Consider the following 19,857-nt stretch of genomic DNA (forward strand, 5'->3'; position numbering starts at 1 on the left):
CGTCAGCGCTCGCCGTTCATCACGAAAATCACCGCGCCGCGATACCAGGGCGATGCCGCAAGGGTTTTCTCGTGCGCCTTATCCCACTCGCCATTTTGTGCGATGCCAATTTTAAACGGAATGCGCAGGCCGAGCAGGGCGGGCAAATAGCGCGCGTAGCCCGGCACCGTGTGTCGACCCTGATAGGTCTGCACCACCAGTTCATCCACCGGCAGGGCGTTAAGCTGCGCGACGCTGCCGGTCTGCGCCCAGTCGAGCAGGCCGGTCACGCCGAGCGCGAAACGCGCATCCAGCCGCGCCCGCAGCCGCGTTAAAAATTGGCCATAATCCCCGATGCGCCGCGTCGCTCCGTCAAAATCAATCTGTAACCCGGTCACCGGATTTCCCGCCTGCGCCCAGCGCACGGGCAGACGGGCCAGCGTGTCGAGCGTCTCATCGCTGATATCGAGCCGCTCAAGCCGCACGGTGAGCCAGAGGGCAGGCGCTCGCAGACGGGCGACCGGCTGGCCGAGGCGCACAAACACGGGCTTGCCCTGGCGCGTCACCACGTCGCCCTGATGCAGATAGATAACTTCAGCCTGACGCAGCGCCGCAGGCGGCCTGACGCCCGACCAGAGCCAGAAGGCCCGGTAGTCGGCGTCATTCGCCCGCGTCGCCTGCGCCCACGCGCTCGTTGTCGCCAGCAGCAGGCTTACCAGTAATATTTGAGCTGCTGCGCCCATGGGCTTCCCGGCCAGTTTTTCTTAAGCTGCCCGAACCAGGCTTTACGCGTCGCTTTATCGACATCCTCGCCGCCGCAGTCGTTATACCCTGACGGCGCATAGCACATCACGGCGCGGTACAGCGCGTAGCTTTTATCCTCCGGCTCGGCTTTCGGGTTGGCGATCACCTGTTGGTAATAGTGCTGACGGTTCGGCAGCCCGACCGGGTGTTCGGTGCGGGTCACGGTATCGAGCGTACTGTTGCCGCCGCTGTCGCCCCACGGGTTGACCTGCGTGCCCGTCAGGCGGAAAAATTCGCCCAGACAGTTCAGCGCGTGGCTGTCGTCCGGGTGGGCCGCCAGCGTTTTCGCGGTCTCGTCGAGCGGCCTACAGGCGTAGCCTTTCGCCACATCGTCGCCGTTCCAGGCGAAGACTTTCAGGCTGACGTCGCCGAACGCCTGTTCATCCAGCGGTTTGAGATCGCCTGCGAGCGCTTTATCCTGGAGATAATCCTGGTAGCGACCTTCGGTCAGATGGCGGGTGAGCAGCGTGTGCAGCGCAATCGTGCGCTCTTCGTTATTCATGCCGTGCTGCACCTGATTTTTAAGGAGATCCAGCGGCGCTCTGGTTTTCAGCACCAGTGAGCGGTAGCGCAGGCCCGTCACCAGGCTCTGCGGCGCGAAAATCGCCGCCGTTTCGTTGTTCTCAACCAGCGCGGCCGCCAGTTTCATCTGCAAAAGCTGTTGTTCTGCGCCCGGCTTTGCGGATTTCAGCAGGCGCTGCCAGTGGTCGCGCGCGGCGGCCCACTGCTTTTGCGCGCCCAGCGCGTCGCCGTACAGCACCTGCTCGCTGAAAGCGAGAATATCGTTCTGCGGCAGGCTGTCGGCAGGCTTGATCGCCGCCACGACGGCCGCGTAATCCTGCTGCTGCCAGAACAGCCAGGCGTTTTGCAGGTAGTTCCACAGCGGCATCAGCTCCGCTTTTTCATAGAACGGTTTGTAGTTGTCGAGCATCTGGCGCGTTACGTGCGGGTTTTTATCGGCTTTACGTTCATTTTCGCGCAGCCAGCGCAGCGTCTGGGTAAAGGTGAGCAGCGGCGCGTCCGGGCTGCTGACGAAAAAGGTGTCGCCGCTGGCGTCTTTGCTTTGCAGTTTGGCGTCGTTCTCTAAAAGCAGCGCGCGCAGGGCGTCGGCGTCCGGCGCCGCTTTCAGCGCCTGCTCGTAGCGCGGGGCCAGCGCGTCCCAGTCCTGGAGATACCAGTAGATGCGTCGCTGCATACCGCGCGCGGAGTCAGCGTAGTCGCCCTCCGGCCAGGCTTTCAGGTACGCCTCAGAAAAAGCGAGCGCCTGGCGCGCGGCGTTTTTGTCAATTTTAGTGGTATCAAACAGGCCGTAATCGTCGTCCACCGCCGCGGCGCTGCTCTGGTTAAGCGCCACGCGCATCAGCATATAGGCGGCGGTCTGCGCCACCCACGGCTGGCTGCTGGCTTTAAGCGCGCTAAAACGTTCAGTCGCGGCGGGGTAGTCGCCCTGATAAAAGGCGGTCGCCGCGCCAAGATATTCATCGAACGCGGCGGCGGCGGAGCCCTGCGGCGCGTTGAGGCTCTCTGGCGCGCTGTCAGGCGCCTGATAAATACTCAGACGCGCCTGCGCCAGGTGTTGACGCTGCGCGTCGGTCAGCGATTTCTCATTATTCAGCGCGGTCAGAAACGCGATGACGCTCTGCGAATTATTGGAGACGAAACGGTTTTCACGGTCGGCGTCGCTGAGCGTCGCGGCGGCCGGATCGAGGCGGATGCGGGTCAGCAGCGTTGCCAGCGGGTCCGGCGCATCGCCTGCGGCGGCGCCGGGCGCGGCAGCCTCAGTGGCATCTTCTTCGTGGTAGCCAAAATGGTAATCGCGGGTGGCGCGCGTGTCGGCGGGCAGCGGCCAGACCGGCAGCGCGAAATGTTTCTGCTCGCTTATCATGCGAATCAGGTTATCGCGGGTGTCGTTATTCACATTAAGCCAGGGCTCGCCTTGCAGAACGCAGCCGGGCGCGCCCCAGGTGCAGTCTTCGATATCGGAAGAGGCCTGCGCGCAGAGCGTGGGCAGCGTCAGCAGCGCGAGGGCAATCCCTGTCAGTCGTAGCGTCATAACGTCGTTTCCTTGTGAATATTTTGTAAAAAAGCCTGCCCGGATCATGCCCGAACAGGCTTTTATTGAACAGTATTGTCTTGCGAGAACGGCTATTGCGTCCGGCTCGCCTGCACGCGCAGGCGAATGCCGTCGAGCGCGACCACTTCCACGACGGTACCTGCCGGTAAATCGCTGCTCGCCACGACCGGCCAGACGCTGTCGCCGACGGTGATCTGCCCACGTCCATTCGCCAGCGCCTGCGTCAGCGTAAAGCGCTGGCCGATCAGCTGCTGGCCGCGCTGGTTCAGCGCGTTGTCAGGCCGCGGCTGCGCCCGGCGTGACAGCCAGCGCCACCAGAGCCAGACGGCGATAAGCATGAACAGCGCGAAACTGACCCCCTGCCACTCCCAGCCCAGCGGCAGAAGCCAGGTGAGCAGCCCGGTCGCCACCGCCGCCACGCCGCTCCAGAGCAGAAAGCCGTTGCCGCCAAGCATTTCCGCCGCCAGCAGCAGGCCGCCCAGACAGAGCCAGAAGACGTGAGGGTGAGAGAGGATAAGCGTCATCATGGGCGTTTACGCTCGGTGCCGCTCTCTTTCATCAGCTCGGCGATACCCGCGATCGAGCCCATCAGGCTTGAGGCGTCAAGCGGCATCATCACGACTTTGCTGTTGCTGGAGGAGCCAATCTGCTGGAGCGCGTCGGTATATTTCTGCGCCACAAAGTAATTCACCGCCTGAATGTCGCCCGCGGCGATCGCTTCGGAAACCATCTTCGTGGCGCGCGCTTCCGCCTCGGCCGAACGTTCACGGGCTTCCGCCTGTAAAAACGCCGACTGGCGATCGCCTTCCGCTTTGAGGATCTGCGACTGTTTTTCGCCCTCGGCTTTGAGGATCTCCGCCTGGCGCACGCCTTCGGCCTCCAGAATATAGGCGCGTTTGGTACGTTCGGCTTTCATCTGGGCGTTCATCGAGGCGATAAGCTCGGCGGGCGGGCGCACGTCGCGGATTTCGATACGCGTAACTTTGATGCCCCACGGGTTGGTGGCTTCATCGACAATATGCAGCAGGCGGGTGTTGATGCTGTCGCGCTGCGACAGCATTTCGTCCAGCTCCATTGAGCCGAGCACGGTACGGATGTTAGTCATGGTCAGGTTGATGATGGCAAGCTCAAGGTTGCTCACCTCATACGCCGCGCGCGGCGCGTCGATCACCTGAATAAAGCAGACGGCGTCGATAGTGACGTTGGCGTTATCTTTAGAGATAACTTCCTGCGACGGGATATCGAGCACCTGCTCCATCATGTTGATTTTGCGGCCCACGCGATCCATAAACGGCACCACGAGATTCAGGCCGGGCTGCAGGGTTTTGGTATAGCGGCCAAAGCGCTCCACCGTCCACTGGAAACCCTGCGGCACGATTTTGACGCCAGCCATAACGATAACCAGCGCGACGAAAATAAGTACGGGGATAATAAACAGCATCGAACCAACCTCCTGTTGTGTGCAATAGCGACTATTCTATCGCCTGCCAGCGCCGGGCGCAGCGCCCGAATCTGGCAGGGGAACGTCACGGCATCCTTGCCGGTAGGGATCAGTAGAGCAGGGAGTAGAGCTGACGGCGATATTTTGACGCCAGCGCGTCACCGGTGCCCAGCGCGGCCAGGATTTCCTGGAACATTTTACGCGCCTGACCGTCGGCGGCGCTAAGATCTTTCTTCAGGTGTACGAAAAGCAACTCCAGCGCCTCTTCGTTACGCCCGACCTGATGCAGCTGCAGCGCAAGCTGGCTGGCGAGCTGCGCGTCATCCGGATTTTGCTGCACCTGCTGTTGCAGCTGTTGGATTTCCGGCGTGTCCGCCGCCTGTTTCAGCAGGTCTATCTGCGCCACCAGGCTCTGATAACGGGTGTCCTGATCCTGCAACGGAATGGTTTTCAGCACCGCTTCGGCGTCTTCGGAGCGGTTAAGGGCGATCTGCGCCTGCGCCAGCAGGAGGCCGATTTCGCTCGCCTGGTTCGACATCTGCCAGGCCTCTTTCAGCAGCGGCAGCGCTTCGGCGTTTTTGCCTTCCTGCATCAGCGCCATCGCTTCCTGCGCTTTCAGCTCTTCTTCACGCGGCAGCACTTTTTCCAGCAGCGCGCGGATCGCCTCTTCCGGCTGCGGGCCCTGGAAGCCGTCCACCGGCTGGCCCTGGCTGAACAGGTAGACCGTCGGAATGGCGCGCAGGCCAAACTGCGCGGCGATAGCCTGCTCGTTATCGCAGTCCACTTTCGCGAGGATAAACTGGCCCTGATACTGGTTCGCCAGTTTCTCCAGCACCGGCGTCAGCTGCTGGCAGTGCTGGCTGCGATCGGACCAGAAATAAAAGAGCACCGGCACCGTCATTGATTGCTCCAGGACCTGGTGCAGGTTCGCTTCGCTGAGGTTGATAATATTCTGTTCGGACATGAGTCACTCTCTGTTGTCGATTTCCTTTTTACATGGGGGCAGGGCGCGCGCCTTCAACTTACCCGTGTAAAATTTTGTCCATTAATCGCGTCGGCAGTAGCCGTTTCAGTATGCCTACCGCATGGGTCACCAGCGTAACCGGATAACGAATACGCGGATTCGGGCTCTCAAAAGCATGGCGCACTTTGGCGACGACCGCCTCCGGGCCGAGCGTAAAACGCGCGGCGATGCCGGGGTTTTCGACCGGTTTATCCGCCTGCGTCTGGTTAACGTTATCCGTAAAGCGCGTGCGAATAGGGCCGGGCTCGATCAGGCTCACCTTCACGCCGCTGTAGCGCAGCTCCATGCGCAGCGCGTCAGACCACGCCTCCAGCGCATATTTGCTGGCGGCGTAGGCGCCGCGTCCGGGCGTGGAAATTAACCCCATGACCGAACTGGTGTTGACGATGCGCCCTTCGCCGTGCGGCAGCATCGCGGGCAGCAGCAGCATGGTGAGCTGATGCGCGCCGAAAAAGTTCGTCGAGAACTGCTGTTCCATCTGCGCGCGGCTGATGGTGGAGAGCGGCCCGTACACGCCGTAGCCGCCGTTATTGAAAATCCCGTACAGCCGGTTATTCGTCAGGCGGATCACCTCCTGCGCGGCGGCCTCCACGCTCTGCGGCGAATCGAGATCGAGTTCAATGCCGGTAAAACCCAGCGTGTTCATCCGCGCCACATCGTCCGGCTTGCGGCAGGCCGCGAGGATCTGAAACCCCTGGCGGCGCAGCTCGTGCGCGCAGGCAAGACCGATACCGCTGGAACATCCTGTAATTAAGAGTGATTTTTGCATAACTTTACCCGCTCAGCGCCCCGCAGGGTTATGAGTCGTGTTTAACTAAAGGGGCCAGTCGCTGCGCCATCCAGTCGGCGATAAACGGCTGGGCGTCGCGATTGGGATGAATGCCATCGTCCTGCATCCACTGCGGTTTGAGGTAAACCTCTTCCATAAAAAAGGGCAGCAGGGGGATGGAAAAGGATTGCGCCAGTTCCGGGTAAATCGCCTCAAACGCCTGATTGTAGCGGCGTCCGTAGTTCGCTGGCAGTTTTATCTGCATCAGCAGCGGCTCCGCGCCCGCGGTTTTAACCTGTTCTATGATTTTCCTGAGCGTGGCGGAAAGCGTATCCGGCGGAAACCCGCGCAGGCCGTCGTTGCCGCCAAGCTCAATCAGCACCCAGCGCGGCTGATGCTGTTTAAGCAGCGCAGGCAGGCGCGAAAGGCCCTGCTGGGCGGTGTCGCCGCTGATACTCGCGTTCACCACGCGCACGTCGCGCTGCTGCCATTTATCGTTCAGCAGCGCGGGCCAGGCGGCGTCCGCCGCCATACGATAACCGGCGCTCAGGCTGTCGCCCAGCACCAGTAACGTGTCCGCCGCGGCGGCGCGAAAGCTTAATAACGCCAGTAACAGGAAAGGGAAATGCCAGCGGAAAACATTCTTGAAGTTCATCATCTTAATAAATCCGTCGGTCAGGGGGAACACGCCCTGTCCATCCTTACCGGAGTTGAACTGGTTGTCAAACCGGGCCAGAGCATCGCGCTGGTGGGCGAGTCCGGCTCCGGCAAGTCAACGCTGCTGGCAATACTCGCGGGGCTGGACGACGGCACCAGCGGCGAAGTGCGCCTGCTCGGCGAGCCGCTGCACCAGATGGATGAAGAGGCGCGGGCCCGGCTGCGCGCGCGGGACGTCGGCTTTGTGTTTCAGTCGTTCATGCTGATCCCGACACTCAACGCGCTAGAGAATGTCGAGCTGCCCGCGATGCTGCGCGGCGAAACCGGCAAGGCCAGCCGCCAGCAGGCGCAGGCGCTGCTGGAACAGCTGGGGCTTGGCAAACGCCTCGATCACCTGCCCGCCCAGCTTTCCGGCGGCGAACAGCAGCGCGTGGCGCTGGCGCGCGCGTTTAACGGCCGCCCGGCGGTGCTGTTTGCCGATGAACCCACCGGCAACCTGGATCGCCAGACGGGCGATCGCATCGCCGATCTGCTCTTCTCCTTAAACCGCGACAGCGGCACCACGCTTATCCTCGTGACGCACGATCCTGAACTGGCGGCCCGCTGCGATCGCACGCTGCGGCTGCGCGACGGCAAGCTGTGGGAGGAAGCATGACGGCCCGCTGGTTCTGGCGCGAATGGCGCTCGCCATCGCTATTAATCGTCTGGCTGGCGCTGAGCCTGGCGGTCGCCTGCGTGCTGGCGCTCGGCAATATCAGCGACCGCATGGAGAAAGGCTTAAGCCAGCAGACCCGTGAATTTATGGCGGGCGACCGGACGCTTAAGAGCTCCCGCGCGGTGCCGCAGGCGTGGCTCGACAAAGCCGGGGAAGAGGGCCTGGACGTCTCCCGGCAGCTCAGTTTTTCCACCATGACGTTTGCCGCCGACCGCCCGCAGCTGGCGAGCGTCAAGGCGGTGGATACGCGCTACCCGCTCTACGGCACGCTGCAAACGCGCCCGCAGGGACTGCTGCCCGCGCCGGGCACGGTGCTACTGGCGCCGCGCCTGATGGCGCTGCTTGGCGTGAAACCCGGCGATCCGGTGGATGTGGGCGACGCGACGCTGAAGGTGGCGGGCGAGGTGATCCAGGAGCCGGACAGCGGCTTTAACCCCTTCCAGATGGCCCCGCGACTGTTGATGAACCTGGCGGATGTCGAACAGACCGGCGCGGTGCAGCCCGGCAGCCGTCTCACCTGGCGCTATAAATTCGCAGGCGAGCCTGAGGCGCTCGCGCAGTATGAACGCTGGCTGCTGCCGCAGCTTCAGCCGGAACACCGCTGGACCGGCCTTGAGCAGGACGACAGCGCGCTCGGCAAATCGCTCCAGCGCTCGCAGCAGTTCCTGTTGCTCTCGGCGCTCCTGACCCTGCTGCTGGCGGTGGCCGCGGTGGCGGTGGCGATGAGCCACTACTGCCGCAGCCGCTATGACCTGGTGGCTATTCTGAAAACGCTGGGCGCCGGACGCGCGGCGCTGCGCAAGCTTATCGTCGGCCAGTGGCTGATGGTGCTGCTGCTGGCGACCGTCACCGGCGGGGCGGCCGGGCTGCTTTTCGAAGCGATCCTGATGCGGTTGCTCAAACCGGTGCTGCCCGAAGCACTGCCGGAAGCGAGTTTCTGGCCGTGGCTGTGGGCCGTGGGCGCGATGGTGGTGATTTCGCTGCTGGTAGGGCTGCGGCCCTACCGCCTGCTGCTCGCGACACAGCCGCTGCGGGTGCTGCGCCGCGACGCGGTGGCTAATCTCTGGCCGCTGAAAATCTATTTGCCGGTAATGGCGCTGATTGTGGTGGCGCTGCTTGCCGCGCTGATGGGCGGAAGAATGCTGCTCTGGGCAGTGCTCGCGGGTGCCGTCGTGCTGGCGGCGCTGTGCGGGCTCGCGGGCTGGGCGCTGCTGTGGGGAATGCGTCGCCTGCGGCTGCGCTCGCTGGCGCTGCGTCTCGCGGTCAACCGCCTGTTGCGCCAGCCGTGGCAAACCCTGAGCCAGCTTGCGACGTTTTCGCTCTCTTTCATGTTGCTGGCGCTGCTGCTGGTGTTAAGAGGCGATCTGCTCGGCCGCTGGCAACAGCAACTGCCGCCGGAGAGCCCGAACTATTTTCTGATTAATATCGCACCGGAGCAGCGCGACGCGGTGAAAGCCTTTCTGGCGGAGCATCAGATTATCCCGCAGGCGTTTTACCCCATCGTTCGCGCGCGGCTGACGCAGATTAACGGCAAGGCCACCGTGGGCAACGAGGATGAAGCGCTCAACCGCGAGCTGAATCTCACCTGGCAGGCGGAGCGCCCGGCGCATAACCCGCTCACTGCCGGACGCTGGCCGCCGGGGCCGGGCGAAGTCTCGATGGAAGAGGGGCTGGCGAAGCGCCTGAATATCGCGCCTGGCGACAGCGTGACCTTCACTGGCGACACCCAGGCGTTTACGGCGAAAGTGACCAGCCTGCGTAAAGTGGACTGGGAGAGCCTGCGGCCTAACTTTTTCTTTATCTTCCCGCCGGGCGCGCTGGACGGGCAGCCGCAGAGTTACCTGACCAGTTTCCGCGCTGACAAGGCCGACGCCATGCTGACCCAGCTTAACCGGGAGTTTCCGACGGTGAGCGTGCTGGATATCGGGGCGATCCTCAGACAGATAGGCCAGGTGCTGGAGCAGGTGAGCCGCGCGCTGGAGGTGATGGTCGTGCTGGTGACCGCTTGCGGCGTGTTGCTGCTGCTGGCGCAGGTGCAGGTGGGCATGCATCAGCGCCGCCAGGAGCTGGTGGTCTACCGCACGCTGGGCGCGGAGAAAAAACTGCTGCGCGCCACGCTCTGGAGCGAGTTTGCGCTGCTTGGCCTGGTGGCGGGGCTGGTGGCCGCCATCGGGGCGGAAGTGGCGCTCGGCGTGCTGCAAACCCGCGTGTTTGACTTCCCGTGGGAGCCGGACTGGCGGCTGTGGGTGATGCTGCCGCTTTGCGGCGCGCTGTTATTGTCGCTGTGCGGCGGCTGGCTCGGCGTGCGGCTTTTAAAAGGCAAAGCGCTGTTTCGCCAGTTTAACCGCTAGCGCAGTAGCGGTGACGCAGCCAGGCGTCCACCTGCTGGTAGTCGCCGCGAAACACGATCTGCTGCGCTTTTTTCTCTAACTGATAGCGATACATCGGGTCGTAATAGCCCTCCAGCAGCGGCGCAAGCCAGGCGAAATGCGCGTGCGTTTCACCGGTGCGCTGCTGATGGGCGAGCGCGGCGGCCTGTAGCGAGGCAAGCTCGGCGTAGCGCGCAAGCCCGAGACGGCGGCGGATGGCGTAAAGCCCGTGGTGCAGATAGTCGCCATAAGCGCGCCAGCCTGCGGCGTCATCGCCGAGCGCTGCCTGAAACGCGGCCTGCATCTGCGCAAAATACTCCTCACGCAGCCGCTCCAGACGGCGTTCCAGCGGCTCTTCGACCACCGCAACAGGCGCCTGTAGCATCTGTTCGCGCAGTACGGCGGGCAGATGGTTGGCGCCTATCATTTTGCCTTCATCTTCCAGCACCCAGAACGGGTTGCTGAGGGTCGTCCAGCGGGCGTGATGGTTAAGCATCGCGGCGGCGAGATGGTTTTCAAAGCTGGCCTGCGCCCGTTGCGGCGTCAGCGTCCGGCCAAACGACGAGCCGCGGTGATGCGCCAGCCCCTCCAGATCAATGCCGGTCGGCAGCGCTTTCACCAGTTGCGTTTTGCCGCTGCCGGTACAGCCGCCTATGAGCACCATCGGCAGACGGCTTAAGCGATCCGTGGCGTCCATCGCCGCCTGGCGCAGCCGTTTGTAACCGCCTTCCACCAGCGGATAGTCGATGCCGCGCTCACGCAGCCACTGCTGAACGATATGGCTGCGCATTCCGCCACGGGCGCAGCAGAGATAGCCTTCGGGATGATGCCCGCAGGCGAGACGCCACGCGTTAAGCCGGGCTTCGCGCACCTCGCCGCCCACCAGCCGGTGGCCGAGCGCCAGCGCGGCCTGCTGGCCGTGCTGCTTGTAACAGGTGCCGACCGCCGCGCGCTCGTCGTTATTCATCAGCGGCAGATTAATCGCCCCTGGCATGGCGCCCTGCGCAAACTCCACCGGCGCGCGAACGTCAATCAGCGTGACGCCGCGCTTAATTAGCGCCAGCGCGTCGTCGCTGTCTGGCCGCCGTCCTGCATCCTTTTGCATGTTGTTCTCGCTTTTTTAAAACGCCGCTATTGTACGCCGCTCACTCTTGCCGGGGTATACGGAAAACGTGCCGGGCGGCTTCGATAAATTCCGGCAATCCAAATGCGCAAACCGGCAAAGCCTGGCGTGCGCGACTGAAAAAACGGTGAAAATCGCAGCAAAAACGCTTTGTTCAGCCATCGATATTTCCGGACGACTTTACCGCTCGACTTCTTTACCGCCATAACAGCAGAGAATATTCCATCTGGTTCTAACGACCCGCGAATCATTCTTTAACCGCGAAAAAACGCAGTCCTATCATTTGGCCATTCTCTGATGACCGGATAAACCGACCATGTCGATAGTCGATTCTGTAACCTCTCTTATCGGGCAGACGCCGCTGCTGCGCCTCGCAAAGCTCGATACCGGCCCGTGCGAACTGCTGCTGAAACTGGAAAACCAGAACCCCGGCGGTTCGATTAAAGACCGCGTGGCGCTCTCGATGATTAACGAGGCCGAACGCCTGGGGCGGCTTGCGCCCGGCGGCACCATTATTGAAGCCACGGCGGGCAACACCGGCCTCGGCCTTGCGCTTATCGCCGCCCAAAAGGGCTACAAGCTGATCCTGGTGGTGCCGGACAAAATGAGCCGCGAGAAAATTTATCACCTGCGCGCGCTGGGCGTGGATGTGCGGCTTACCCGCTCGGACGTTAACAAAGGCCACCCGGCCTATTACCAGGATTACGCGCAGCGCCTCGCCGATGAAACGCCCGGCGCGTTTTACATTGATCAGTTTAATAACCCGGCCAACCCGCTGGCGCATCAGACCACCACCGCGCCGGAGCTTTTTGCGCAGGCGGAAGGGCGCATTGACGCTATCGTGGTGGGCGTTGGCTCCGGCGGCACGCTCGGCGGGCTTCAGGCCTGGTTTCGCGAGCACTCTCCCCATACCGAATTCGTGCTCGCCGATCCGGCAGGATCGATCCTGGCCGATCAGGTTGAAACGGGGCGCTATCACGAGGCGGGATCGTGGCTGGTGGAGGGCATCGGCGAGGATTTCATTCCGCCGCTCGCGCATCTGGAGGGCGTCCGACAGGCTTTTCGCGTAACCGACGCCGCCGCGTTCGCCGCCGCGCGCGATCTGCTGAAAATCGAAGGGGTGCTGGCGGGCTCTTCCACCGGCACGCTGCTGGCCGCCGCGCTGCGCTACTGCCGCGCGCAGACGACCCCGAAGCGCGTGGTGACCTTCGCCTGCGACAGCGGCAATAAATATCTCTCGAAAATGTTTAACGACGACTGGCTGCGCCAGCAGGGGCTACAGACGCGGCCCGCCGTGGGCGATCTGCGGGATTACATCGCGTTTCGCCATGATGAAGGCGCGGCCGTGACCGCGGCACCCGATGACTCGCTCGCGACGGTGCTCGCCCGGATGCGGCTTTACGATATCTCGCAGCTTCCGGTGCTGGCGCAGGGGCGCGTGGTGGGCATTGTCGATGAGTGGGATCTGCTGACGTTTATCCGCGGCGACAGCCAGCGCTTTCTCACGCCCGTCTCGGCGGCCATGAACCGCGAGGTGGTGACGCTCGATAAAAGCGCCAGCGAGCGGGAACTGTTTGAGGTTTTCGAACGCGGGCTGGTGGCGGTGATTACCGACGATACGCGCTTTCTCGGGCTTATCACCCGCACCGATGTGCTGAACCGCTGGCGCAACCAGCTTGAATCTTAAGGAGTTTTATCATGGATAAATTCGCAACGCTCAGCGTGCACAGCGGCACGCATCACGATCAGCATGGCGCGGTGATGCCGCCGATTTACGCCACCTCCACCTACGCGCAGCCCGCGCCCGGCGAGCATACCGGCTATGAATATTCGCGCAGCGGCAACCCGACGCGCCACGCGCTGGAGCGCGCCATCGCGGAGCTTGAAGCGGGCAGCCAGGGGTTCGCGTTCGCCTCCGGTCTGGCGGCCATTTCCACGGTGCTGGAGTTGCTTGATAAAGAGAGCCATATCGTGGCGGTGGACGATGTATATGGCGGCACGTACCGGCTGCTGGAAAACGTGCGTAAGCGCACCGCCGGGCTGACCGTTTCCTGGGTGAAGCCTGACGATCTCGCGGCGCTGGAGGCGGCGATCCGCCCGGAAACCCGGATGATCTGGGTCGAGACGCCGACCAATCCGCTGCTGAAACTGGCGGATCTCGAGGCTATCGCCGGGCTGGCGCGCAGGCGCGGGCTGATAAGCGTCGCGGATAATACGTTCGCCTCGCCCGCCATTCACCGCCCGCTGACGCTCGGGTTTGATATTGTGGTGCATTCGGCCACCAAATACCTGAACGGCCACTCCGACGTGGTGGCCGGGCTGGCGGTGGTGGGCGATAACACTGAACTGGCGCAGCAGCTGGCCTATTTGCAGAACGCCGTCGGCGGCGTGCTCGATCCGTTCAGCAGTTTTCTGACGCTGCGCGGCATTCGCACGCTGGCGCTGCGTATGGAGCGGCACAGCGCCAGCGCGCTGAAGATTGCGCAGCGGCTGGCGCAGCATCCGCAGGTGGAAAAAGTGTTTTTCCCGTGGCTGGAAAGCCACCCGCAGTATGCGCTGGCGCGCCGTCAGATGGCGCTCTCAGGCGGTATGATTTCCATCGTAGTGCGCGGCGATGACCAGCGTGCGGCGCAGGTGATTAAAAAGCTGCGGCTCTTTACGCTTGCCGAGAGTCTCGGCGGCGTGGAGAGCCTGGTGAGCCAGCCGTTCAGTATGACGCACGCCTCGATCCCGCTTGAGCAGCGGCTGGCGAATGGCATTACGCCGCAGTTGATTCGGTTGTCGGTCGGGATTGAAGACGCGGAGGATTTGCTCGCGGATCTCGAGCAGGCGCTGGAGGCATAACGCCTCGCCCGGCGGGTGCGCTGCGCTTACCCGCCCTACAATATTTCTGCTTTATGCCCGGCGGGTAAGCGCAACGGTGAGTGGTAGGGTGGGTAAGCGAAGCGCACCCGCCATGAGGGCAACCGCGACACCTAATAAAAAAGCACCCCGCAGGGTGCTTTTTTATCGCAAATGCGCCTGCGCCCAGGCGATGCCGCTGGCGTATTCTGGCGGCAGCAACGGGGAGAGGGCTTCCAGCGTGGCGTCAATCAGCGTCGCCTCGGCATCGCTCAGATTGAGATGCCCGACTTTACGGCCTTCACGCACCTCTTTGTCGTACCAGTGCAGATGCACCAGCGGCAGCTTCAGCCAGTCGTAATTCAGATCGGTGCCGATCAGATTCACCATCACCGATGGGCCGCTCACTACCGGCTGCGGCAGCGGCAGGCTGGTCACGGCGCGCAGATGCAGTTCAAACTGGCTGATGGACGCGCCGTTCTGCGTCCAGTGGCCGCTGTTGTGCACGCGCGGCGCCAGTTCGTTAATCAGCAGGCCCTGCGGCGTCACGAAACACTCCATCGCCATCACGCCCACATAATTCAGCTCGTCCATAATCGCGCGCAGCATCGCTTCGGCCTGCTTCTGCTGCGCGGCGTTAGCCTGCGGGAACGCGACGCTGGCGCGCAGAATGCCGTCCTGATGCAGGTTATGGGTCAGCGGATAAAAGACCGCGCTGCCGTCATGCGCGCGAGCGCCGACCAGCGACACCTCGCCGGTAAAGTTAATGCCCTGCTCGACAATGCACTCGCCGTAGCACTCGGCGGGCAGCGTATCGGTCTCGTGCGCGCGTAGCCGCCACTGGCCGCGGCCATCGTAGCCGCCGGTGCGGCGCTTGACGATAGCCAGCTCACCGAGAGCCTCAAAAATCTGCGGCCATTCGCCGCTGTTTGCCAGCAACTGCCACGGCGCGGTGGGAAGATTCAGCTTATCGAGCAGCTGTTTCTGGGTGAAACGGTCGGCGATAAGCGGGAAAACGTCGCGGTTAACGAACGCGTTGTGGCGCGCCAGCTCGCGGGTCAGGGCGGTTTCCGGCCAGCGTTCAATTTCCGCCGTGATAACGCTCTGCGAGAACGGCACCGCCTGCGGATCGGCGTCGAGCCCTACCGGCCAGACGCGAATGCCAAGCGGCTCGCCTGCCTGACGCAGCATTCTGCCAAGCTGGCCGTTACCCAGCACGCATACCTGCTTCATGCCTCACCCCGCGGGTCCGGATTCTCCAGCACTTCCTCGGTTTGCTTCTGACGCCAGTTCTCAAGCCGCGCCAGCAGCGCGCTGTCGTGCTGAGCCAGGATTTGAGCGGCCAGCAGAGCCGCGTTCGCCGCGCCCGCTTTGCCGATAGCCAGCGTGCCCACTGGAATCCCGCGCGGCATCTGAACGATAGAGTAGAGGCTGTCCAGCCCGCTCAACGCCGCGCTCTGCACCGGCACGCCCAGCACCGGCACCAGCGTTTTCGCGGCAATCATGCCCGGCAGATGCGCCGCGCCGCCTGCGCCCGCGATGATCACCTGAAACCCGTTCTCCTGCGCGCGCTCGGCGAAGCTGAAGAGTTTATCGGGCGTGCGGTGCGCGGAAACCACTTCAACGTGGTGAGGAACATCCAGAGCATCGAGAATTTCTGCGGCAAACTGCATGGTGGCCCAGTCGCTTCTGGAACCCATGACGATGGCGATACGCGCCGGGGTGTGGCTGGAGGACATACGTCTCAAAACTCCTGTGGTCAGGCGGCAAAATCAACGGGGTCGCCGTTACGAGGGCCTTGAGAATATCACGGAAAACCGGCAAGGAAAACGGTTGCGTAGGCGTGAGAACGGCAAAAACGCGGGGGGAATCAGAACGGAAACGCTACCAGTTCCACGTCGTCAGGGGTGACTTTGATCATTGAGCCTTCGCTGTGCCAGGCGCTTAACACCACGCGGTGCGCGGGCTTGCCGTTCGCCTCCAGCGTGTGGACGGCGGGGCGGTGGGTGTGGCCGTGAATGAGCCACTGCACCTGCTGGCGGGTCATGGCGCTAACGACCGCCTGCGGGTTGACATCCATGATGGCGAGATCTTTCTGGCTGTTGGAGGCTTTGCTGCCGGCGCGCATGCGGGCGGCAATGCGGCGGCGAAGCCGCAGGGGCAGGGCAAGAAAAAGAGTTTGCAGCCACGGTTTATGCACTTTGGCGCGAAACGCCTGATAACCGGCATCGTCGGTGCACAGCGTGTCGCCATGCATGATCAGCACGCGTCTGCCGTAGAGATCCAGCACTTGTTCTTCCGGCAGCAATTGCATGCCGCTTTCGCGGGCGAAGCGACGGCCGAGCAGGAAATCGCGGTTGCCGTGGATGAAATAGCAGGGAACGCCGGATTGCACGAGCGCGCGCAGGGCGGCGGCTATCTCGCGGTGCAGTGGTTGCGGGTCGTCATCGCCAATCCAGGCTTCAAAGAGATCGCCCAGGATATAAAGCGCGTCCGCTTCACGCGCTGTACCGGCTAAAAAACGCAGAAAACCGGCGGTAATCGCCGGTTCTTCTGGGCACAGATGAAGATCTGCAATAAAGAGCGTCGCCACGAATTACTCGCTGACGGTCACGCGCTCGATAATCACGTCTTCTTTCGGCACATCCTGATGCATGCCGCTGCGGCCGGTGGATACGCCTTTGATTTTATCAACCACGTCCATGCCTTCGACCACTTCTGCGAATACGCAGTAGCCCCAACCCTGCAGGCTTTCGCCGCTGAAGTTCAGGAAGTCGTTATCTGCAATGTTGATGAAGAACTGCGCAGTCGCGGAGTGCGGCGCCTGCGTGCGCGCCATCGCCAGCGTGCCGCGGGTGTTCTTCAGGCCGTTGTTGGCTTCGTTTTTGATAGGATCTTTGGTGCTTTTCTGCTTCATGCCCGGCTCAAAGCCGCCGCCCTGAATCATAAAGCCGTTGATTACACGATGGAAAATGGTGTTGTCGTAGAAACCTTCGCGGCAATATTCCAGAAAGTTTTTTACCGTTTCCGGCGCTTTGTCATCAAAGGTCTTGATTACGATGTCGCCGTGATTGGTGTGAAAAGTAACCATGTCTGCATCCTGTTTTGTTTCAGTGGTGCTTCGGCTTCCGAAAGAAGCCACAGTAGGAGGCTGTTATAGCATAACTCACCGCTTGCTTCACCTTGCAAAGTGGGGTGCTTGCGCTTTCAATTATGGGTAATATAGGGGTTTTATCTGCTTACCACACACTGACACGGAAACTTCTGATGTTAAAAATCTTCAATACCATGAGTCGCCAGAAAGAAGAATTTAAGCCTATTCATGCCGGGGAAGTCGGCATGTACGTGTGTGGTATTACCGTTTACGACCTCTGTCACATCGGTCATGGCCGTACGTTTATCGCGTTTGACGTCGTTGCGCGCTACCTGCGTTTTCTCGGCTATAAGCTGAAATATGTGCGCAACATTACCGATATTGACGACAAAATTATTAAACGCGCCAACGAGAACGGCGAAGATTTCGTGGCGCTGGTGGACCGTATGGTCGCCGAGATGCACAAAGATTTCGATGCGCTGAATATTCTGCGCCCGGAAAGCGAGCCGCGCGCGACGCAGCACATCCCGGAAATTATTGAAATCGTTGAGCAGCTGATCGCTCGCGGCCATGCGTATGTCGCGGGCAACGGCGATGTGATGTTCGCGGTGGAGAGCGACGCGGATTACGGCAAGCTCTCGCGCCAGGATCTGGAACAGCTCCAGGCGGGGGCGCGCGTGGAAGTGGCCGACAGCAAACGTAACCCGATGGATTTCGTACTGTGGAAGATGTCCAAGCCGGGCGAGCCGAGCTGGCCGTCGCCGTGGGGCGACGGGCGTCCGGGCTGGCATATTGAGTGCTCCGCGATGAACTGCAAGCAGCTCGGCAGCCATTTCGATATTCACGGCGGCGGCTCTGACCTGATGTTCCCGCACCATGAAAACGAAATCGCCCAGTCGACCTGCGCGCACGACGGTGAGTATGTGAACTACTGGATGCACTCCGGCATGGTGATGGTCGATCGCGAGAAGATGTCCAAATCGCTCGGCAACTTCTTTACCGTGCGCGACGTGCTGCAACACTACGACGCTGAGACCGTGCGCTACTTCCTGATGTCCGGCCATTACCGCAGCCAGCTGAACTACAGCGAAGAGAACTTAAAGCAGGCGCGCGCCTCGCTTGAGCGTCTCTACACCGCGCTGCGCGGCACCGACGCCAGCGCGGCAGCCGCGGGCGGCGAGGCGTTTGAAGCGCGTTTTGTCGAAGCGATGAACGACGATTTCAACACGCCGGAAGCGTATTCCGTGCTGTTTGATATGGCGCGTGAAGTGAACCGCCTGAAAGCGGAAGACAGCAGCGCGGCGAATCAGTTAGCCGCGCATCTGCGTAAGCTTGCCGCCGTGCTGGGCCTGCTGGAGCAGGAGCCGGAGCAGTTCCTGCAGTCGGGCGCGCAGACCAGTGACGATGAAGTGGCGGAGATCGAAGCGCTGATCGTTAAGCGCCTTGAAGCGCGCAAAGCGAAAGACTGGGCGGCAGCGGACGCCGCGCGCGATCGCTTAAACGAGATGGGCATTATTCTGGAAGATGGCCCGCAGGGCACAACCTGGCGACGTAAATAAGAAAAAGCGGCGAAAGCCGCTTTTTTTATACCAATCTGAACACCACCGCCTGGGGAAGTGGTCAGCCACAGGGTGGCTCTGCCAGAAAGGCTCTCATGCGCTCGGTGTTGTCAATATCATATCGTATGGACACCCAGGTACCCAAAATATTCGCAAGTTAAATATAAGAGCCGTATCCATTTTCAAAAAGCGGCAACAATCGCGCCATCCGCTTCCCCCGTGACATTGATTTTGAGGGGGGAGCAAGCTCGAACTCCTCCGGGAAGGGGACCGCATCATTCTGCGCCCGTCCGCCCGGCCTGGGGCTCGTTCGCGCAGTCCGAAAAAGCAGGCCCGCACGCTATGGCTGGGCGCAAAGAGGTTGTCAGCGATGGAGGTTAAAAGGGAGAGATCCAGCCGCAGTTTCTGAAAGCGTCATAAACCCCAGCGGTTACCCGGCATTACAGATGATACCCCGACAACCGCAGTTCTTTGTCCATCCACTCGGTAAATCTCTGGATTTTCCATGTGCGTTCGTTCATGTGCGGCATCACAAGATGATGCGCGTTAATGCCGATCCCCATCTCATCTGGTAGCACCTGCACAAGCGAACCATCTTGCAGGTAATCGGTTGCCATCATTTTGCTCTCCAGAATAAACCCCAGACCTATGCGCGCCGCTTCAAAGCTCATGTAGGAGCGGTCAAAGCTGAGGCTGAAGTTGAGCCAGGGCCTGTCGATATTGTGCCACGCAAACCATTTTTCCCAGTTTACCAGGGTGCTGGTTGACGAAATAAGTGACTGTTGCAGCAGATCGGTGGGGGTGCTGATGGGATGTTTTTCCACATACTCCGGTGAGGCCATTACCACCAGCATGTCGCTTTTGATGGTCATCACCCGGTAGGCATCCCAGTCCGGGATACCGTGGCGGATATCAATGTCGATATTATCTCTGGCGAACTGCAGGTTTTCATAGGAGCAGGTGAGATTGATGGTGATATCAGGATATTCGGCGCGGAACCTGCCCAGGCGGCGCAACAGCCATGACAGCCCAAAGGTGGGCGAGGAATGCACGCGAAGCACGGCGCTCTCTTTCTCTTCTACGATCTGACTGGTGGCGCGCCCGATGGCGCTCATCGCTGCCGAGACCTCCCGCAGATACTTTTCTCCCGTTGGGGTGAGCTGAACCCCTTTGCCGCTGCGGATGAATAATTTCTTGCCCAACCACGATTCCAGCGACGCTATCTGATGACTCACCGCGGAGGGAGTGACGTTGAGCTGCTCCGCCGCCTGATGGATGCTCAGGGCGTTGGCAACGGCGATAAACGCCTGCAAATTTCTGAGCGAGGGCAGCGATAACGTCTGACGATCCTGCGCGGGCATGGTCTACTCCTTACCTGTTTAATGATGAAAAACATAACATTCAGGCT

18 protein-coding genes and 1 pseudogene are annotated in these 19,857 nt (G+C 61.5%); 6 read left to right on the plus strand and 13 right to left on the minus strand.

Annotated elements, in window-relative coordinates; genetic code table 11:
• Positions 1-2 precede the first annotated feature (2 nt).
• The 7 genes from AFK65_RS05355 to tesA all read right to left on the minus strand — a co-directional run bounded on the left by AFK65_RS05355 (position 3) and on the right by tesA (position 6,749).
• The gene (locus AFK65_RS05355; protein ID WP_038857781.1) at positions 3-722 is read right to left on the minus strand and encodes a DUF3142 domain-containing protein; all 720 of its coding nucleotides are present in this window, start codon (positions 720-722) and stop codon (positions 3-5) included.
• Positions 692-2,836 carry a tetratricopeptide repeat protein gene (locus AFK65_RS05360; protein WP_038857779.1) on the minus strand — a complete coding sequence of 715 codons (2,145 nt, stop codon included), beginning with the start codon at positions 2,834-2,836 and terminating at the stop codon, positions 692-694. Before AFK65_RS05360 ends, AFK65_RS05355 begins: the two co-directional genes overlap by 31 nt.
• 92 nt (positions 2,837-2,928) lie before the next feature.
• A complete protein-coding gene (locus tag AFK65_RS05365) occupies positions 2,929-3,384 on the minus strand; it encodes an NfeD family protein (RefSeq protein ID WP_038857778.1) in 456 nt (151 codons plus the stop codon).
• Positions 3,381-4,298, minus strand: a complete 918-nt coding sequence (locus tag AFK65_RS05370) for an SPFH domain-containing protein (protein WP_038857777.1) — start codon at positions 4,296-4,298, stop codon at positions 3,381-3,383. The genes AFK65_RS05365 and AFK65_RS05370 overlap by 4 nt, the downstream gene beginning before the upstream one ends.
• A gap of 109 nt (positions 4,299-4,407) precedes the next feature.
• The gene (locus AFK65_RS05375; protein ID WP_007706245.1) at positions 4,408-5,262 is read right to left on the minus strand and encodes a co-chaperone YbbN; all 855 of its coding nucleotides are present in this window, start codon (positions 5,260-5,262) and stop codon (positions 4,408-4,410) included.
• A gap of 58 nt (positions 5,263-5,320) precedes the next feature.
• A complete protein-coding gene (locus AFK65_RS05380; RefSeq protein WP_038857775.1) occupies positions 5,321-6,091 on the minus strand; it encodes an SDR family oxidoreductase in 771 nt (256 codons plus the stop codon).
• Positions 6,092-6,119: 28 nt separating this feature from the next.
• Positions 6,120-6,749, minus strand: coding sequence for a multifunctional acyl-CoA thioesterase I/protease I/lysophospholipase L1 (gene tesA / locus AFK65_RS05385; RefSeq protein WP_038857952.1), 630 nt, complete (start codon positions 6,747-6,749; stop codon positions 6,120-6,122).
• Here tesA and ybbA point away from each other — a divergent pair.
• Together ybbA and ybbP are read left to right on the plus strand one after the other, a co-directional pair.
• Positions 6,717-7,403, plus strand: a complete 687-nt coding sequence (ybbA, locus tag AFK65_RS05390; RefSeq protein ID WP_007767829.1) for a putative ABC transporter ATP-binding protein YbbA — start codon at positions 6,717-6,719, stop codon at positions 7,401-7,403. The genes tesA and ybbA overlap by 33 nt on opposite strands.
• Positions 7,400-9,814, plus strand: a complete 2,415-nt coding sequence (gene ybbP / locus AFK65_RS05395; protein WP_038857773.1) for a putative ABC transporter permease subunit YbbP — start codon at positions 7,400-7,402, stop codon at positions 9,812-9,814. Before ybbA ends, ybbP begins: the two co-directional genes overlap by 4 nt.
• On the opposite strand, the gene mnmH is transcribed toward ybbP, so the two are convergent.
• Entirely contained in the window at positions 9,804-10,937 is a 1,134-nt protein-coding gene (gene mnmH / locus AFK65_RS05400; protein ID WP_050569314.1) for a tRNA 2-selenouridine(34) synthase MnmH, read from the minus strand. The two genes, ybbP and mnmH, sit on opposite strands and share 11 nt — an antisense overlap.
• Before the next feature lie 334 nt (positions 10,938-11,271).
• Between mnmH and AFK65_RS05405 the strand changes: the two genes are divergently transcribed.
• Both AFK65_RS05405 and AFK65_RS05410 read left to right on the plus strand, forming a co-directional pair.
• Positions 11,272-12,642: a pyridoxal-phosphate dependent enzyme gene (locus AFK65_RS05405; RefSeq protein WP_038857771.1), complete on the plus strand. Its 1,371-nt coding sequence runs from the start codon at positions 11,272-11,274 to the stop codon at positions 12,640-12,642.
• 11 nt (positions 12,643-12,653) lie between these two features.
• Complete coding sequence (locus AFK65_RS05410; protein WP_038857769.1) at positions 12,654-13,799, plus strand: trans-sulfuration enzyme family protein; 1,146 nt, start codon at positions 12,654-12,656, stop codon at positions 13,797-13,799.
• A gap of 162 nt (positions 13,800-13,961) precedes the next feature.
• Here AFK65_RS05410 and purK read toward each other — a convergent pair whose 3' ends face one another.
• The 4 genes from purK to ppiB all read right to left on the minus strand — a co-directional run bounded on the left by purK (position 13,962) and on the right by ppiB (position 16,887).
• Positions 13,962-15,029 (minus strand): 5-(carboxyamino)imidazole ribonucleotide synthase, encoded by a 1,068-nt coding sequence (gene purK / locus AFK65_RS05415; RefSeq protein WP_038857768.1) that lies wholly within the window; start codon positions 15,027-15,029, stop codon positions 13,962-13,964.
• Positions 15,026-15,535, minus strand: coding sequence for a 5-(carboxyamino)imidazole ribonucleotide mutase (gene purE / locus AFK65_RS05420; RefSeq protein WP_007706288.1), 510 nt, complete (start codon positions 15,533-15,535; stop codon positions 15,026-15,028). The genes purK and purE overlap by 4 nt, the downstream gene beginning before the upstream one ends.
• 131 nt (positions 15,536-15,666) lie before the next feature.
• The gene (lpxH, locus tag AFK65_RS05425; protein WP_007706289.1) at positions 15,667-16,389 is read right to left on the minus strand and encodes a UDP-2,3-diacylglucosamine diphosphatase; all 723 of its coding nucleotides are present in this window, start codon (positions 16,387-16,389) and stop codon (positions 15,667-15,669) included.
• Between the two features lie 3 nt (positions 16,390-16,392).
• On the minus strand, positions 16,393-16,887 hold the full coding sequence (gene ppiB, locus AFK65_RS05430) for a peptidylprolyl isomerase B (protein ID WP_007706290.1): 495 nt from the start codon (positions 16,885-16,887) through the stop codon (positions 16,393-16,395).
• A gap of 176 nt (positions 16,888-17,063) precedes the next feature.
• On the opposite strand from ppiB, the gene cysS reads away from it, so the two are divergent.
• Together cysS and vapB are read left to right on the plus strand one after the other, a co-directional pair.
• Complete coding sequence (gene cysS / locus AFK65_RS05435; RefSeq protein WP_038857767.1) at positions 17,064-18,449, plus strand: cysteine--tRNA ligase; 1,386 nt, start codon at positions 17,064-17,066, stop codon at positions 18,447-18,449.
• Positions 18,450-18,612: 163 nt separating this feature from the next.
• Positions 18,613-18,830 (plus strand): annotated as a pseudogene (vapB, locus tag AFK65_RS22185) (type II toxin-antitoxin system VapB family antitoxin).
• A 59-nt stretch (positions 18,831-18,889) separates the two neighbouring features.
• Here vapB and AFK65_RS05440 read toward each other — a convergent pair.
• Positions 18,890-19,810 (minus strand): LysR substrate-binding domain-containing protein, encoded by a 921-nt coding sequence (locus AFK65_RS05440; RefSeq protein WP_007706303.1) that lies wholly within the window; start codon positions 19,808-19,810, stop codon positions 18,890-18,892.
• Between the last annotated feature and the right edge of the window lie 47 nt (positions 19,811-19,857).

Source organism: Cronobacter universalis NCTC 9529 (assembly GCF_001277175.1).
Classification (GTDB): Bacteria; Pseudomonadota; Gammaproteobacteria; order Enterobacterales; family Enterobacteriaceae; genus Cronobacter; species Cronobacter universalis.

Coding starts and splice junctions, on each gene's coding strand:
- AFK65_RS05355 (WP_038857781.1), bottom strand. CDS start 722: ATGGGCGCAGCAGCTCAAATATTACTGGTAAGCCTGCTGCTGGCGACA.
- AFK65_RS05360 (WP_038857779.1), bottom strand. CDS start 2,836: ATGACGCTACGACTGACAGGGATTGCCCTCGCGCTGCTGACGCTGCCC.
- AFK65_RS05365 (WP_038857778.1), bottom strand. CDS start 3,384: ATGATGACGCTTATCCTCTCTCACCCTCACGTCTTCTGGCTCTGTCTG.
- AFK65_RS05370 (WP_038857777.1), bottom strand. CDS start 4,298: ATGCTGTTTATTATCCCCGTACTTATTTTCGTCGCGCTGGTTATCGTT.
- AFK65_RS05375 (WP_007706245.1), bottom strand. CDS start 5,262: ATGTCCGAACAGAATATTATCAACCTCAGCGAAGCGAACCTGCACCAG.
- AFK65_RS05380 (WP_038857775.1), bottom strand. CDS start 6,091: ATGCAAAAATCACTCTTAATTACAGGATGTTCCAGCGGTATCGGTCTT.
- ybbA (WP_007767829.1), top strand. CDS start 6,717: ATGCCAGCGGAAAACATTCTTGAAGTTCATCATCTTAATAAATCCGTC.
- tesA (WP_038857952.1), bottom strand. CDS start 6,749: ATGATGAACTTCAAGAATGTTTTCCGCTGGCATTTCCCTTTCCTGTTA.
- ybbP (WP_038857773.1), top strand. CDS start 7,400: ATGACGGCCCGCTGGTTCTGGCGCGAATGGCGCTCGCCATCGCTATTA.
- mnmH (WP_050569314.1), bottom strand. CDS start 10,937: ATGCAAAAGGATGCAGGACGGCGGCCAGACAGCGACGACGCGCTGGCG.
- AFK65_RS05405 (WP_038857771.1), top strand. CDS start 11,272: ATGTCGATAGTCGATTCTGTAACCTCTCTTATCGGGCAGACGCCGCTG.
- AFK65_RS05410 (WP_038857769.1), top strand. CDS start 12,654: ATGGATAAATTCGCAACGCTCAGCGTGCACAGCGGCACGCATCACGAT.
- purK (WP_038857768.1), bottom strand. CDS start 15,029: ATGAAGCAGGTATGCGTGCTGGGTAACGGCCAGCTTGGCAGAATGCTG.
- purE (WP_007706288.1), bottom strand. CDS start 15,535: ATGTCCTCCAGCCACACCCCGGCGCGTATCGCCATCGTCATGGGTTCC.
- ppiB (WP_007706290.1), bottom strand. CDS start 16,887: ATGGTTACTTTTCACACCAATCACGGCGACATCGTAATCAAGACCTTT.
- cysS (WP_038857767.1), top strand. CDS start 17,064: ATGTTAAAAATCTTCAATACCATGAGTCGCCAGAAAGAAGAATTTAAG.
- AFK65_RS05440 (WP_007706303.1), bottom strand. CDS start 19,810: ATGCCCGCGCAGGATCGTCAGACGTTATCGCTGCCCTCGCTCAGAAAT.